This is a genomic window from Sphingobacterium corticibacterium (assembly GCF_004208525.1).
GTDB lineage: Bacteria > Bacteroidota > Bacteroidia > Sphingobacteriales > Sphingobacteriaceae > Sphingobacterium > Sphingobacterium corticibacterium.
Genome location: NZ_SGIT01000003.1, coordinates 42048 through 58122 on the forward strand (window position 1 = coordinate 42048; position 16075 = coordinate 58122).

8 protein-coding genes are annotated in these 16075 nt (G+C 43.4%); 3 read left to right on the top strand and 5 right to left on the bottom strand.

Going from position 1 to position 16075, the window contains the following annotated elements; translation table 11 throughout:
• Positions 1-20: 20 nt before the first annotated feature.
• From EWE74_RS15210 to EWE74_RS15230, 5 genes are all read right to left on the bottom strand, one after another.
• A complete protein-coding gene (locus EWE74_RS15210; RefSeq protein ID WP_130142464.1) occupies positions 21-1667 on the bottom strand; it encodes a DUF6377 domain-containing protein in 1647 nt (548 codons plus the stop codon).
• A gap of 149 nt (positions 1668-1816) precedes the next feature.
• Positions 1817-3859 (bottom strand): glycoside hydrolase family 16, encoded by a 2043-nt coding sequence (locus EWE74_RS15215; protein ID WP_130142465.1) that lies wholly within the window; start codon positions 3857-3859, stop codon positions 1817-1819.
• 34 nt (positions 3860-3893) lie between these two features.
• Positions 3894-4760 (bottom strand): polysaccharide lyase, encoded by an 867-nt coding sequence (locus EWE74_RS15220; RefSeq protein ID WP_239018679.1) that lies wholly within the window; start codon positions 4758-4760, stop codon positions 3894-3896.
• A gap of 13 nt (positions 4761-4773) precedes the next feature.
• Positions 4774-6258, bottom strand: coding sequence for a serine hydrolase domain-containing protein (locus tag EWE74_RS15225; protein WP_130142467.1), 1485 nt, complete (start codon positions 6256-6258; stop codon positions 4774-4776).
• Positions 6245-8530, bottom strand: coding sequence for an alginate lyase family protein (locus EWE74_RS15230; protein ID WP_206365270.1), 2286 nt, complete (start codon positions 8528-8530; stop codon positions 6245-6247). The genes EWE74_RS15225 and EWE74_RS15230 overlap by 14 nt, the downstream gene beginning before the upstream one ends.
• A gap of 686 nt (positions 8531-9216) precedes the next feature.
• Between EWE74_RS15230 and EWE74_RS15235 the strand changes: the two genes are divergently transcribed.
• Genes EWE74_RS15235 through EWE74_RS15245 form a run of 3 tightly spaced genes read left to right on the top strand, consistent with a single transcriptional unit; the run spans position 9217 to position 15916 of the window.
• Positions 9217-10629, top strand: coding sequence for a DUF5125 domain-containing protein (locus EWE74_RS15235; protein ID WP_130142468.1), 1413 nt, complete (start codon positions 9217-9219; stop codon positions 10627-10629).
• A gap of 17 nt (positions 10630-10646) precedes the next feature.
• Positions 10647-13841, top strand: coding sequence for a SusC/RagA family TonB-linked outer membrane protein (locus tag EWE74_RS15240; RefSeq protein ID WP_206365271.1), 3195 nt, complete (start codon positions 10647-10649; stop codon positions 13839-13841).
• Positions 13842-13852: 11 nt separating this feature from the next.
• A complete protein-coding gene (locus EWE74_RS15245) occupies positions 13853-15916 on the top strand; it encodes a RagB/SusD family nutrient uptake outer membrane protein (protein WP_130142469.1) in 2064 nt (687 codons plus the stop codon).
• The last annotated feature ends 159 nt before the right edge of the window (positions 15917-16075 follow it).

Below are 16075 nucleotides of genomic sequence, written 5' to 3' on the forward strand. Positions count from 1 at the left end.
GGAGCTCGTATAAATTTCCCTTAATTAAAAGCACCTATTTTCTTGACAAAGAGCTCAAATTCTTCGCGGGATACCTTAGATTTATTTTTCATTTTTGTACGATAGTTATATATTGTATTTACGGAATATCCCAGAAAATCGGCTATTTTTGAGCTATCTGTAATACCGAGTCGTATGAGGGCATAAATGCGCAGCTCTGTATTCAATACCTCTCCCTTTTTAACGGAAATCTGTTCATCCTCCATCAAAAGTGCGTTAAACTCCTTTAAAAAATCTGGAAACAAATTGATAAACATGGTATCGAAGTTAGCAAACAGATCCCGCATTTCGTCTTCCACCAACGTATTGTCCTGGGTTATCTTATAAAGCTCTTCATAATTTCTTCCTAAAAGCTTCTTACGAACCATTTTTCGGTAGTCATCCAACTTGATAATATATTTCGAACATACATTGAGGAAATAAGCGATATATTCTTCCTTTATATGATTTGCTTCTGCAACTTCCAGATTACTGCCCTTTAAGGCTCTATTCATTTCCCGAAGCTTTTGATTAAAAGATGCTAATTCGCCGTTAGTTTCCTTTAATTGTTGTGCAGAATGTCTGTATCTTTTTAAATATTTATATAAAAAAATAATCGACATAATCAACAGTATAGACAACAAACAAGCAACAATGAGCAAACTTTTTAGTTGGAGGCTTTTTTCTTCATTTCTCCGTTTGTACTCTCTGTCGATAATCATTTGGATATTCAAAATTTCCGAACTCCGAATGCGGGTATTGTATTTTTGTATGTTGTCTAGTGATGAACGGATATACAAGTAAGCACGGTTAATATCACCGCCTTCCATAAGCAGGTTGGCCAATATAGGAATGGAGGCATTATCTCTTATAGCAAGTCGAACATCAGAGATAGCCGAGAGCGTCAGGTATTTCTTTTCGTTTTCTATATCCCCCATCTTACGATACAGTAAGGAACGGTGAAACGTCACCAAAGCATAGCCAGGCATATCCGATGTTACTAATTTCAGTCGTTGATCGTTAACTAAAAGTGCTTCCTGATAGGCACTATCCAACCGTAATGACTTTTCCAAAATTTGCAGGTATTCTTCTGATGTCTCCGACACGGTGTTCCGTACGCTATCATTGAACATCTTTGCTTGTGCCCAATATTGACTACGTCCCATCGTATTCTGGCTATATTGTCCCAACCCCAAATAGAGTTCGCGATACGCAATATAATAATTTGGAAGTTGGCGTTTATCAAGAGAAGACCTATCCACCCTTTCCAACAAGTCGGATGCTTCTTTATACATTCCCAGCCGTACAAAAAGATAAGCTAATGCCATACGAGTTTCGTACATTTTTTCTGAATCGTTTAATATACGAGCAATATCTAAATTCAGATTTAAATAATGTACTGCGGAATCGGAGATATAATCCTTGTATTCATTGTACAGTTCCGCGTTTAATAGATAGGTATGTTCTGGAATACGACTTAATTCGTTTCGCTGTACTCTTCGCGTTTCTATCCTTCGTTCTTTCGCGTCGAAATAAACAGCTGCCTGCTTTATCTCACTATCCAGCACGTTTAATGTCGAATCCAGCTCGTTATTTCCAAACACAACAGCAATGTTCAAAGACACGATTGTTAAGATATTTTTTTTCATTTAGTTAGTCATCTTACAACACGCGTTCCGCTTAATGCGGAGACATGCATGCGATTTATTTGAGCAACTAAATATAGCTATTTTTTTAATCCTATATACATCTACTACGGTCAAAGAGAAAATACCGATTGGTGCAAAGTATTAGCTTTTCAATCACTAGATTTAAAATCAACAACAAAAGTCCGATTATCCCGCCAAGTGTCAAACGTACTCTTCCGTATACGATTGATGACATATCTAAACCCACGGTTTGGTCCGTTAGACAAGCTATTGTTACAAATATGCAGGAATACAATACCAGGCTTGCCTTTTGGCACTTCCACGGAACTTTCGATCGCGATCTCGTTGACTAGCACATCGTATATCCCAAAGGCATAGGCTTCATGATGATTGACGTCATCAGCAACTTTATAAGCAGCATATCCCTCTTTCATTCCTCCTTCACTCCTGTAAGCATCTTGATTTGGCGCATCGTATGGCGTTTCGCACTGGAAAAAATAAGTGCGTCCATACTCCCCATTCCATAGCGTTTGGTATTCCTGAAAATGCTCATTAAACAGTGCATACATTGTAACGTGATCCCCATGTACGACCAATCCGTTTGCTGTCGTATTAATATACCAACCTACGCTACCTTTCACACCATGATCAGCACGCCATATCCAAAAATGATCACCAATCACATCATTACTATTGATAACAACCGTCTGGTCCACATGTACCTTTCCTGTGCGGAAACCTCCAATCCGGAAAAATAAATCCGCTAGTACAACCGGATTCTCTTTATGTCTGACAGTTGTTTTTGTACCTCCTACCTGAAGCAAGCTATGCGAACTATAATGCGCGTCAAAAATCAAGGAAGCCACAGTTACACCATCCACATCACCAATGATCATAGCGGAAGTTGTATTTGTCGCACCGGGAATTAAAGTAGCCAGCCCGAGTCCCAAAAGGATCGTATTGGGACGATTTACCTGTATAGGTGCTTCAAGTTCGTACATACCCGGGGTAAAAAGAATATGCTTTCCTTTTTGCAATTGACGGTTGATCGTTTGCACATCCACCCCAGGCTTTATAACAAAGAAGTCGTCTAACACATCAAACAACTCACCTTCACCCATATCTTCTCTGGTATAGGACACTCCTACGCTGTTATGTTTCAGTGCAGGTCGAAACACCTTATAACGACCGTCGGTGTCGATAAACAAAAATGGCTTTTCACGAATAACAGGTGTTATCGGAATAACGGTCACATTCCCTCCACTTTCCCAATTGTTTTGATAAGTCCCCCGATCTACCGTTGGTCCAAGAGAGACGCCCTGAAAACAATAGTTGTATTTTGTTTCCTCAAAATCACCCCGACCTTTGTTGAGGTGCGAATTACGGGTATACCACTGCTGTTGATGTCGGGATCCAGCTGCACTTTCGAAATAGCAATCTGCAGTATAGCCCCCACTCACCCAGCCATTACCCCATTGGTGGCGTACAACACGTGTCGAATAGATTCGTCGTAATGGGGCCGCTTGTGAGACCGCCCACTTAAACGTTTCTTCTTCCATATAGGTCTCCGGTCCAATAACAGAAAAGTTCTCTGCCGAGCGCCAAAAAGTACAAGTTCCGTTCCCATTGGCTAAATGAGGTGGTGTATGTATATTCGAAAGCTGCACATCGTAGGGTGTTTTTCCCAAACCAGCAATTTGTACATAAAATGGAATATTTAATAAACCCGCTTCTTTATAGTCGCCCGGTTTAAACAAAACTGCATAACGATACGGACTAAACTCCTGTCCGAACATACGATCGTGCACGTCATTGATCTGCTGTCCTATCTGCGATTTATTATCGGTCGGACTATAAATAAAGGTATGTTCGCCGAACAATTCGATTTCCAGTCCCATAATTGCTAAAGAACTATCTCCTCTCCCAATTTGATAATAATAGTCATAAGCATTTCCTTCTACATCTTTATCTATGAAAAAGGTCGTCGATATTTTTCCAATGGTCTTATATTCTCCAAAACGCCCTTTTGCTCTTTTGATAGTATATGACCCGTCATACTCTTTTCCAGCTACCACTCCACTAAAGTCCAGTTCCAAATTACCATTCTCAAAGCGTACATTTACTTCTTGTGCATAACCATTCAAGCTAAAAATAGCTATACATATCCCTAACTTCCACCATTTATCCATCATTTCGTGTGTTATATATTATCGATTTATGATCTTCCTACTTCGCTATGCGCGTATATACCAGATCATCATAATAAATATATCCGTCGGTTGCCGATTGCCAATACTCTTGACTTCCTCCCCTAAAGGAATGAAAGGTGATATATTTGATCTTTCCGTAGTTATCGTTAGTTGTCCAGCGCAAGTTTTGCGTCAACAGATTCTCTCCATCCACTTCATAAGATACCATCCCGTCGGTGTTGGACCCCGTATTGCTTTTCACCTTAATCTTGACCGTATACCACGTGTCCGTGGCAAGCTGTTTACTTTGCCGACCAAAACTATTTCCGCAGTTTTCAGGCATATCCCGATAATATACATACGGTCGGAAGTAGGTTCCCGTGGTCACCTTATTTGTTTTTGTTCCTGTTGGATTATACCACATTAGGCGTGCGGTACCACCTAATCCATTATCCGCTTTATTACAGCCGGTATAACCGTTTCCTATGTGAAATCCGAATCCCACTTTTCCACCTCTGCTCCAGTCAAAGCCTTCGCCAAACCGCACCTTGAACGAGAGCTCATACTCCGTTCCATCCGCTACATCAATATTGACAATATTACCTTGGGACAGGGTATTTGCAGGCAAACGTACCCTGGCCCGATTACTAATGACATCCATATTTTGCCAAGTCATGACGACATCGGCACCAAAATCCATTGTCGCCTGCTCTTTTGTATAAACGCCATCTGGCCTATTGAAATCCACTGTTCTGCTATCTGGGTTACCGGTATTTTCCGAAGGCTTTTTAATATCATGATCCGGTACAAACACGCTACTGGTATTCTCTTTACTACAGCCGGTGGAAATAACGGAAAACACAAGCCCGATTGTCCATAATCTGTTCCTTTTGCTCTTTTTCATCAGTTTAATTATTTTATTTGATTTCTTCTAAAATCTCCATCCGCTCCTGCAGATAACGTACGAAATCTTCTCTGTTGGCCGTATGCTCCGTCAACCTATTGGCTTGTTCTATTTGTAGCCGACAAGCAGCCAGTTGCTTATCATAGAGATAAGCTTCCGCTAGGTTAAGGTAAGCCATAGCAGATTGCGGATACATTGCAGTACAGAACTTAAATAAGGTTATAGCCTGCACGACGTTATTTTCATATTTCAACAAGTTTTGGCCTAGCAGCAGTAACGATTTTTCAGAGAAATCGTACATTTCCGAGTACTTATCTTTGTAGGAAATGTACTCCCGCAAAGCATCTTCCACCTGTCCGGTTTCCTTTAGTTTTATTCCCATAGGAATATGGATTGGTATCCGCAAGTATAATGCTGTTCGATCTTCTAACCATGCCGCCACCATATTTGTTATTTTCGATGGATTAAAATCACTGCTAATGTTACTCATGATAAGAACACCGATATTTTTAGCGGGGATTAATATCATTTGATTGCTAAACCCCTCAGATTCGGTCGTCTTAAAATAGCAATCGATCCCGTTTTCATCAGTCATGATATCCCATCCGTAGCCTATCCCTCTCTCCTTTGCACTTCTGTAGCACACCTGCAGAAAACGGCTCGCAAACTTATCATTGTGCAATATGTGAAACATCCACAGTCCCATATCATACACTGACGCATGTAAACCACGGCTCCCACTATGCGCTCGAGTATACGGATAGCCGTTATTAGGGACAAAACTATAATCCAAATAATCTTGAACCACAAAAGAGTGTGCAGCATCATCGAGCTTTGTGAAGCTACTGTGTGACATACCTAGGGGTTGAAATACACGGTCCTGTACTTCCTCTTCAAAAGGTTTACCAGTTGATTTTTCCATCAAATCGGCCAGAATATCATAATTGTATGCCGAACGGAGAATCTCTATACGGGGCAGCTCCCACCTCGGTATTTGTGTAGCTATACTTTTGGTCGTCGTCTCCAATGCTATCGAATCAAATCGAGGCTTATCATAGAATAGCGTATAATTATCAATTCCAGAAGTATGTGTTAGTAAGTGCTCTATAGCAATATTCCGATAGGCATTTCCGCCCATTTTAAAATAAGGAAGGTATTCGACTACTTTCTCCGTCAAATCGAGACCTCCAGATTGTTCCAAGCCAAGCACCGCATAGGCCAACAACGGCTCGGAGAGCTCACCTGCCCTAATCGGTGTATGTATGGTCATTGGATCCTCCTGTGCATTTTTTATACCCACCGCGTTACAATACAATGAATCACCCTGTATCACGACGTAAGCCATTCCAGGAATACGGTATCGATGGCAGATTTCTTTCATAAACGTATCCAAATCTTGTTTGCGAACAGTCGAAAAATCTATCTTCACCGGCGGTACAGGTTTACAGGCGGTCAAGAACAATCCAAACGCTAAAAAAAGTGCACTACTGATTTGCATACAAATCCTTTCTACGAGCTAGCGCTTCCAAAAAATAATAATCGGCATAGCTAATAGGAACATCTATTTCACTACCATGTGGATAATGTCCCGTGGAGTGTAATAACAAAAAACCTTCATCTCCACCTTCCTTCGCGCGGTATTCTCGCATAAGATTAGTTAATATAACATCCGCCCAACCAATATACTTGTTGCGATGCATTGCACTATAGGACGCCAGTTCATACAGTGCGGATGCCGTGATGCAAGCTGCCGAAGCGTCTCGGGAAGCATCAGGAATAGCAGGATCATTGTAATCCCAATATGGAATCAGATCATCGGGTAAATTCTTATTGTTAAATATGAAACCCGCTATCCCTTCAGCCTGTTCCAAATAGGCTGCTTTTCGTGTGTAGCGGTAAGACATCGTATAACCGTAAAGAGCCCAAGCCTGACCTCGTGCCCAAGCAGATTCATCAGCAAAACCCTGATGCGTATTTCTTTGCCTCACGCCCGTGCTAATAGTGTCATAGTCTACGACATGATATGACGAACAATCAGATCGAAAATGATGTTTTAAGGTCGTGCCGGCGTGTGCATCTGCTATTTGATAATAGTATTTATTATCCGACAATTTTGCTACTTCAAACAAGAGCTCAAGGTTCATCATGTTGTCGATAATAACCGGGAATTGCCATACTTCCCGATTAAAGTCCCAAGAGCGTATTACGCCAACTTGCTTATGATACCTTTTAGAGAGCGTAGCTGCCGCTTGTAACATAATAGTTTTATAATCTGGATTTCCTGTTAGTAAATAACCATTGCCGTACGAACAGTTTATCTTAAATCCCACATCGTGTGAAGTACGATCATCTTTTTCTCGTTCCAAAAATCGCGTATAACGATCCGCATCCTTTTGCCACTTCATATCTTCCGTAAGCTTATACATGAACCATAAAGTCCCGGGAAAAAAACCCGAGCACCAATCCCGCGGACCTACCAGCACTAATTTCCCTTGTTTGTCCACCGATCGCGGCATGATTGCTCGCTTATTATCGGAAGCGCTATAAACACTGTCTGTGCGTTCCATGGCATATTGTAACTGAGAGGAAGCAAAAGATAAAAAATCAGTAACCATATCTTCCGCACCATACAACAGACGCTGACGGTCCGTAATATCCTCTTCCGCATATTGGCGGTATACTTCCCGATAGTGCGTTTTGGAAGTATCCAACGTCAATACACGAATCAGATCCGCACATACGTCTCGCTGTTTTTGTTCCCAACCACTGATCTGTTTATAGGGCCAGCTGTCCACGTCTTTTCCCAAAAAGCTTACCAAGTAGTCCATCGCTACGCTGATCGACCTGCCGTCTGCAGATTCCTGGTTGAGCAGGTCAATACCTAGGGATTTTGCGGTAGCACACAAATCCAACATATGACTTAGGTTATATTGTGAGTAATGGTAAGCGAGTGTACGCCATAGCTCATGGGGTTGTTTTCCATCCGGCTCTATCTGTGCAAAGATTCGCTTCTTCGGAAAATCGTGAATAATTTTCTGTGCCGCTTCTACATCTCCGGCAAACAACAGATAGGTTGCCAACTGGACATCGTAAGCTGTAGCATGGTTATTTTTAGCCACATTTTCTGCCCGCCCCTGCTCACTCGTCTGAAGCCATTGTGCAAATTCCTCAAACCATTGCTTCAATCCTATTTCATCTTGCTTTGTATAGCTCCGCGATCCCTGAAGCAGCTGTACACTGCTAAGCATACTTACAAATGAGTAGCTATCGATAAGTCCTTCAGGCCGCCCTCTCGAACCGTTCCTCCCCGGAATAAATTGGGAATAATTCAAATTTGGATTCATCCGAGTATCGACATCCATAAACCAACCCCGTATATGCATTACAGCCTTTTCGGCATATTTTTCCTCTCCACTATAAAAATAAGCCAGCGATAATGTATTTACCGCAGTACACATGTCGCCCAATCTATTACGATCATATTGTTCTAACTCAGGATTCGACCGACCATCCTTATAAATATAGGGCAACTTATTCGCTGTTTTGGGATTAGGCCACCAATAGCGGCTTAGACTAACATAGTCATGTCGGTTACCACTAGGTGCTATTCCTTCTTTTTGTGTTACGGAATAAATTGGTTTAACCATTGCTCGGTCTGCTTGTCGTAACAGCCTTTGATAAGCCGCGTTATAGCTTAGGGAACTCAACTGTTCTTTTATCGTGTGCATGTGAGTAACCTCCCATAACCATTGTCCTTTCACGTTCAACATCAACACGGATAATAACAAGATGAGAATACATCTATAAAAACAAAAAAAACATAGAGGTTGCATAAAAATTTTGCGTATCATATTTGGGTCTCTTATAAGGTGTAGGCTACACAACACGGTGTAACCTGATACAAACAAATTTATCCTTTAAGAACACATGAAATTTGACCTTGAAAAAAAAATGAGACAGAAGACAAAACATCCAATCACAACAACCTATATATAAGCTTATTGTAAAAAACAAATTCTTAAAAAAAGTAGTCTAAATACCCGGAAGTTCCTTATACACCCTCTATTTTCACATTGGCGTCAATTCGATCTAAAAGGTGGACAAATCGATCTGCCATCCACTTTTTCCCGAACCGAACAAACACATAAAAAACTGTAAAAAAGGATGTTACTATTTAATGACAGCTGATCAAGTCTCACTTTTCTACTACGCGCTGTTTTTACATTTCCTAATTCTCTAGTTTTGTATCGTTGTCATTGCGTCGATTATGACGAGGTGATAAATACAGCTAGCTACAACTATCAAGTAACCAAAAAATTAATGTAAACTTCTAATCAGCTATTGATATGACTTAACGCATACTATCATCACAAAAAGAAAGCAAGGTATTATATTGTCGCAGCTTTCAACCGAAGTAGAAACCTAAAAAACAACTAATCCTATAAACAAATGTCATATGAAAAGGAAAAACAACCTTTTGCTGATGTTGGGGATAATTTTAGGGTTTTATTCCTGTAAGGAAGAGACCCAGATAGACACTCCCAGCCTCACATCGTATCAGATCGTTGACGTTGCCTATATGGGCGATAGCATTCCCGTTAATATCACGGTCGACGGACAACATCCTCTAAACCAAATTAAGGCATCATTTTATCGTAACGATGAACTGATTGCAGAAAGTATCATTCCCATTAATCAGGGAGGGACTTACCAAAGAAAATTACCCGTACCTTTTGTAAAGGATATTGAAAACGGCTCTGCAGAAATACAGCTAATGGTCAGGAATAAAAATTTCAACTATGCCACAACACTCATCCCCATCCAGGTGAATCGTCCGAAATTCCCTTACCTTACGCTGAAAACAGCGTATGGAAATTACCGTATGGAACCGGTTTCCGGCGAAGAGTACCTCTATGCTGTGACCGATAATTTTCCCGCCACCAAGCTGAATGCACTCATTGAGGCACCGGCCTATGGCGAGAACGGAAATATTATGCTATTCGGAGGCACCAATATCAGTGCTTATGCGACAGATCAAGATTCCATTCCGTTTCAGATTGCCAGAGACCCTGGCACACCCTATACGGTATCTTTCGACATACGCAGCTTTGTGGGGCGCCCCTTTCTTACGCCATCGTTCGGAGGCATGGAGTTCCCCGCTTATGAAAACAATCTGACCACCATTGAAACAGAACTTACTCAAGGCCAAACGATAGTATTCGATGGGATATTAGATATTGGCGACTGGTGGATCGATCCGACCTTCCTCGATGATAACGGGGGCACCTATACTTTCCGGGCTATCACGGGAAAATACCGTATCACCGCTGATCAAAATCTTAAATATTTCAAGATAGAACCTATGAGCGGCGAGGCACTTGCGGACTTTGACCCCGTCACCAAGACCGGTGGGATCTGGGTGAACGGTGGTATCGGCGATCAGGGTGGTTCGATACCGGACGCACGCTTGGGCATACCGTCGATGACCAGCAATCCAGCGTTATGGAATCCGAACCACAACTTCGCCATGGCTCCAATGGGCGATGGTATCTATGAACTCAAGCTCAGGACAGGCACAAATCTGTTCCAGAGCAATTCATCCGGCAGTACCGCTGGTTTCTCCTTTTACCAGAACAGCCGTTCGTTAGATAATGTATTACCTATGGCGCTGGTACAAACACTCTATGGTGCTGGCATGTCCCTGACACCTGACGGTGGTTCAGACCGTTTCATGCTTCACAGTGGCAACAATCAAAGTAATGGCAATATGATTGTCACGGGAAGTAACCGAAATCTCGGCGTAAGAACATTTGTCTTTACCTTAAACACGAATGTTTCTCCGGTAGCCGTATCAATCAGCGTTCAATAAACCAAAATCATGCTATCATGAAGATGAAAGAAAAAATATATATCTTATTTCTGTTCGTGCTAAGCTTACTGCCTTGTAACTTGCTAGCGCAACAGAAAACCATATCCGGTCTTGTGACGGATGGACAAGGAAACCCTGTTGTCGGTGTTACGGTAACCGCAATAGGCGAAACCACACAAACAACAAATACAGACGATCTGGGCCGGTATAGGGTCCTCACTACACCGAGTGCTAAACTAACATTTGCCTTTGTGGGCTACGTTACGGAAGAGCATGTGCTCAAAGACGAGGAAACTACCGTCAACATTCGGTTGACTGAAAGTGCAGAAGACATCGATGAAGTTGTGGTTATAGGCTTCGGACAACAAAAAAAGGAGAGTGTAGTCGCTTCGATCAGTACGGTTACGGCCAAAGAGCTTGCGGTAACTGGACGAGGACTTTCCAACTCTATTGCGGGGCAGTTGCCAGGGATTGTGGCCATACAGCCTTCCGGTGAGCCAGGATACGATGATTCCAATTTCTGGATTCGTGGCGTGAGCTCTTTTATGGGCGGGACCAATCCTTTGATCATCATCGACGGCATACCGCGCAGCCAAAGCGACATGAACAATATTCCCGTGGAAGATATTGAGAGTTTTTCGGTACTCAAAGATGCCGCTGCCACCGCCGTTTATGGTGCGGAAGGTGCCAACGGAGTTGTATTGGTCACCACCAAGCGCGGAACACCCCAGAAAACAACCATCTCTCTGGATGCGCGGCATTCTGTACGGACGCCGCTTCGTCTGCCTACCTCTTTAGATGCTTACAGAACCTTAAGCCTCTATAACGAAGCCACGTGGAATGAAGACGGCAATCCAACAACAGGCTGGTTACCGACATACGATGATATCACTTTAGAAAAGTATTTGACCGGGGCAGACCCGGATCTGTACCCGAATACGGACTGGCTTACATTGTTAAAACCAAACACCAATGTGTCCCGCTATACGATTAACTTTCGTGGCGGGGGAGATCGCATGCGTTTTTTCACCTCGGGTGCTTACTATACAGAAGACGGGCTATATAATAGCAATACCGTTGAGGACTATAATGCCAATCTGAAATACGAGCGTTTCAATCTACGCTCCAATATTGATATGGATTTAACATCAACAACCAAATTGTCTGTAGACCTCTCTGGTTTCTTCGTGAAACAAAACGCGCCAATACAGACGGCAGATCAATTGTGGAGTATCATCTCCTTAGCGCCACGATATCTGTTCCCGATGATGTATTCAGATGGAAGCTTTTCCGAACACCCCGTGTACTCCGCGGGTTCGGTAGGCACTGCCGAACGTGCCAATCCCTACAACTTACTCAACAATATGGGATATAGCCGGAATCAAGAAGTTACGTTGCAATCCAAGATCCATTTGACCCAACAGCTTGATTACTTTACACCCGGGCTTTCCTGGCGCGGCATCGTAGGGTTTGACAACCTCTCGCAGGGAAGAACAAACCGAACGAAAGAGGCTATTTCTTATTTTGCTGATTCACGAGATGCAGAAGGTAACCTGGTACTTCGGCAGATACGGGGAGGCGCAGCCCTCTCCAATCCGTCTGCCGCAGGCAGCTCGGGTGAACGCAATATATACCTCGAAACAGCCCTCGATTATAAACGAACATTTGACAAACATGATGTGACCGGGATGGTGCTCTATAATCAGAAAGAAAGACAATACCAAAACAGAAACAACGGTATCGAGATGTTACCTTATCGTAAGCAAAGTATGGTAGCCCGTGGTACGTATGGTTACGACGGAAAATACTTGCTGGAAGCGAGTATGGGTATGACAGGAAGTGAAAACTTTGCGGCCGGATACCGTTGGGGTGTTTTCCCTTCCGTCGGTGTTGCTTGGTGGCTTAGCCGTGAAGATTTTTGGGAACCACTGGAACAAACCGTGAACAAACTTAAATTCCGGGCGTCCTACGGAAAGACGGGCAACGATGTGCTGGCCAACGATCTTTCGCGCTTCCCCTACCGTGAACAGCTAAACGAAAGCAGTTCCGGTTATAATTTCGCCTGGACCGGCGGTGCTGGTGTATCCAATAACGGACAAGGTTCCGGCAGCCCAGGCGCAGGTATTGTAGAAATGGACTATGCCACACCCTTATTGAAATGGGAAGAGGAAAACAAATTTAACGCCGGTATCGACGTGGGTTTATTTAACAATCGCATTGATGCCACGGTCGACTTCTTCTTTAACGAACGTTATGATATCCTGATGCGTCGCAATACGCTGCCTACCGCAGCAGGTCTCCGCGTTAGCCCTATGCAGAATTTCGGACGGACACAAAACAGAGGCTTCGACATGAACGTAACAGGTACACAACGCATTAACGAGCTTACCCTCAGCGGACGGCTCAACTATACCTTTACGCGAAACAAGATTCTCGAATACGACGAGGTACCGCAACCTTTTCACTATCAAGCTTACACCGGACAAAGTATCGGACAACCTTTCATTTACTTGGCAGAAGGCCTATACACCCCGGATGACTTTCTCATTACGCAAAACCCGTCTACTGGAGCACAGAACTACCAGCTCAGGCCTGAACTCCCCGACCCTGGTTTTGCTGTGGCACCAGGCGATATTCGTTATGCCGATTTAAACGGAGACGGACAGATTGACAACTACGACCAAACGTATACACATGGGTTCTTTTCCAATATCACACCCGGAATTGTGTATGGCTTTGGATTGGCCGCTGAATGGCGCGGATTTAGCGCAGGCTTATTCTTCCAGGGTGCAGGGCAGTTTTCTACCAACCTGTTAGGCAAAACGGAAAACTTCTATCCTTTCCAACGCTCTATTACTGATGCGGCATTACGTGACGAAGCGATGAACCGTTGGACAGCCACGGATCCTTATAACCAGGACGTTCTGTTTCCGAGGCTGAGGACAGCAAATAACGGAAACAATACGCGCACCAGTACTTGGTGGTATCGCGATGCTTCCTATATACGTCTGAAAAACATTGAATTTGGCTATACCTTCAAATCGGATTGGGTGGAGCGGATGCATCTAAGCAGTATACGGCTGTATGCACAAGGCGAGAACTTACATACCTGGGATAAAGTGAAGTTCTGGGATCCGGAAGTGACCGCCCGTTCAGGAGCCCGCTATCCAATCAGTTCTACCTGGACATTTGGCTTGAACGTAACTTTTTAAAACAGAGCATTATGAACATAATAAAAAAGATTGTTATTTGCACAGCGGTTGCCACTGCAACCCTCTCGACGTCTTGTAAAAAATATCTGGACGTCGCTTCCGAACTAACAGAAAATCTCACGATCGACGAAGTTTTCGAGAATGCCGCCTATACAAAGCGCTGGCATGGTAACATTTTCAATTGTATCATCGAATATTCGAAAAATGCCTCCACAGCGGATGCCATGAGTAATCCCTGGTCAGCCATCTCGGGTGAATTGGCCTGTAATTTTGCCCGCAACATTATGGTATCTGGCTATACAGCAGGTAATGCCGGTTTTCACCGTTGGGCTACGCAATACACCTATATTCGTCAGGCACTAATCTTTCTAGAGAGGGCGCATCCCATTGCTGGGTCAGGCAGCACGGCTCTTCCAGAAGATGAAGTAGCACGTATGAAAGACGAAGCCCGATTTCTCTTGGCGTATTCATATTTTACATTACTGGAGTTATATGGCCCTGTGCCCCTCGTCACTGAGCTCGCTGATCCTGAAGATCAAGGCATTGATTATGCACGAGCACCTATGGACGACATCATAAACTACATCGACGGCCTACTAGCGGAAGTTCTCGTGTCCGGAAATCTACCGAGTACCATAAAAGGAGCGAATGCCACTTACAACACGGGAGAAATGGTACGTCCGACATTAGTAGCGACCTATGCATTACGTGCCAAATTATGGACCTATGCCGCATCTAAACTATTCAACGGTGGATTCCAAGAAAGCTTGTCCGTAACCAACACTGACGGTACCCGTTTGTTTCCGGATTACAACCCAGAAAAATGGCAAACGGCTAAAATCCGCTTGGAGGAATTTCTCGATTACGCACATGGTCTTGGCCATAAATTGCACATCGAATATTATCCCGAGGATTCGGGTAATCCGGGTGTTCGCGACATCAATCCGCACGAATCCGTATATGAGGTGTTCCAAAAGTACAACGACGAGATTATCTGGGCGACAGCGTACAACGAATATAGTAATCCCAATGCACAAGAACGTCGCTCCAACCCAATAGACCTATATGCAAATCCAACCAACTTTGCGAATATCGGTATCTCACAAGAGTCGGTCGATGCATTCTTTATGGACAATGGACTTACGATATATGATACCGGATCGGGATATCGCGAAGATGGCTTTACGACTGTGAACAACCCGACCCATGTCAAAAATCATGCAGATGCTAACGTTTTCAACATGTATGCCCGCCGAGAACCGCGATTCTACGCGGCAGTAGGATATAATGGCAAAAGTTGGCATATCCACGCTAATGAACACAACAATCCCAATGGAATTTACCGTCAGTGGTTTGGGCGCGGGAAACCGTCTGGCATTTCGGGAGGAGAGAACTGGCCTCGAGCGGGTTACTTATTCTACAAGTTCAAACATCGACGTATCGCGCAGGGGCGAACATCCATCTCCGTAGATGGCACCGCTTATACGGTATATACTTCATGGTCGAGACCATCGATCATATTCCGTTTAGCCGACTTCTATTTGTATTATGCCGAAGTACTAAACGAGATCAATCCAAACGATCCAAAAATCATCGAATACATCGATATGATCCGGACTCGAGCAGGGATTTCGGGTTATGCAGAATTAGCCGCCAATGGAGTAAAGACCACTGTCATTGGCAACAAGGAGGCCCAGTTTAAGGCTATTGTGCAGGAAAGACATGTGGAACTAGTCGGCGAAGGACAGCGTTGGTTTGATATGCGACGTTGGATGATCGCTGATCCAGAGGCCTCTAATCAACCAGACAAAGGCGGTGTAGACGGTGATATTACGCGTATGCACGGCATGAATATGAACGGATTCGATAACGTTCCCATGACCATCGGTAATGAAACAACCCCGATACGTGATCTGGGTTCGTCAGATTCCTATTATCGTCGTACCCGTCTGGAAGAGCGTCGTTGGTTAAAGCAGTATTACTGGTATCCCGTTCCCCAAAATGAAATCAATAAAAGTAAAGGCCAACTACTCGTTCAGAATCCACTATGGCCTGCCGTAGTTGCTGCAGAATAACATTATCTTTATTAGTTTTATGTAAAAGCCTCGGAGCGATTGCTTCGGGGCTTATTTATTTTTACCCGTTGTGCATGATGATTTATGGATAAAAAAGTGAAAATAAGATGTATTTATAGTGGATAGTGTTAACTTTCCTGAAAGAACTGCAGAAAAAAC

What these genes read in the sequence shown, in the direction of transcription:
- EWE74_RS15210 (WP_130142464.1), bottom strand. Translation starts at nt 1,667, where the DNA reads ATGAAAAAAAATATCTTAACAATCGTGTCTTTGAACATTGCTGTTGTG.
- EWE74_RS15215 (WP_130142465.1), bottom strand. Translation starts at nt 3,859, where the DNA reads ATGATGGATAAATGGTGGAAGTTAGGGATATGTATAGCTATTTTTAGC.
- EWE74_RS15220 (WP_239018679.1), bottom strand. Translation starts at nt 4,760, where the DNA reads ATGAAAAAGAGCAAAAGGAACAGATTATGGACAATCGGGCTTGTGTTT.
- EWE74_RS15225 (WP_130142467.1), bottom strand. Translation starts at nt 6,258, where the DNA reads ATGCAAATCAGTAGTGCACTTTTTTTAGCGTTTGGATTGTTCTTGACC.
- EWE74_RS15230 (WP_206365270.1), bottom strand. Translation starts at nt 8,530, where the DNA reads ATGTTGAACGTGAAAGGACAATGGTTATGGGAGGTTACTCACATGCAC.
- EWE74_RS15235 (WP_130142468.1), top strand. Translation starts at nt 9,217, where the DNA reads ATGAAAAGGAAAAACAACCTTTTGCTGATGTTGGGGATAATTTTAGGG.
- EWE74_RS15240 (WP_206365271.1), top strand. Translation starts at nt 10,647, where the DNA reads ATGAAGATGAAAGAAAAAATATATATCTTATTTCTGTTCGTGCTAAGC.
- EWE74_RS15245 (WP_130142469.1), top strand. Translation starts at nt 13,853, where the DNA reads ATGAACATAATAAAAAAGATTGTTATTTGCACAGCGGTTGCCACTGCA.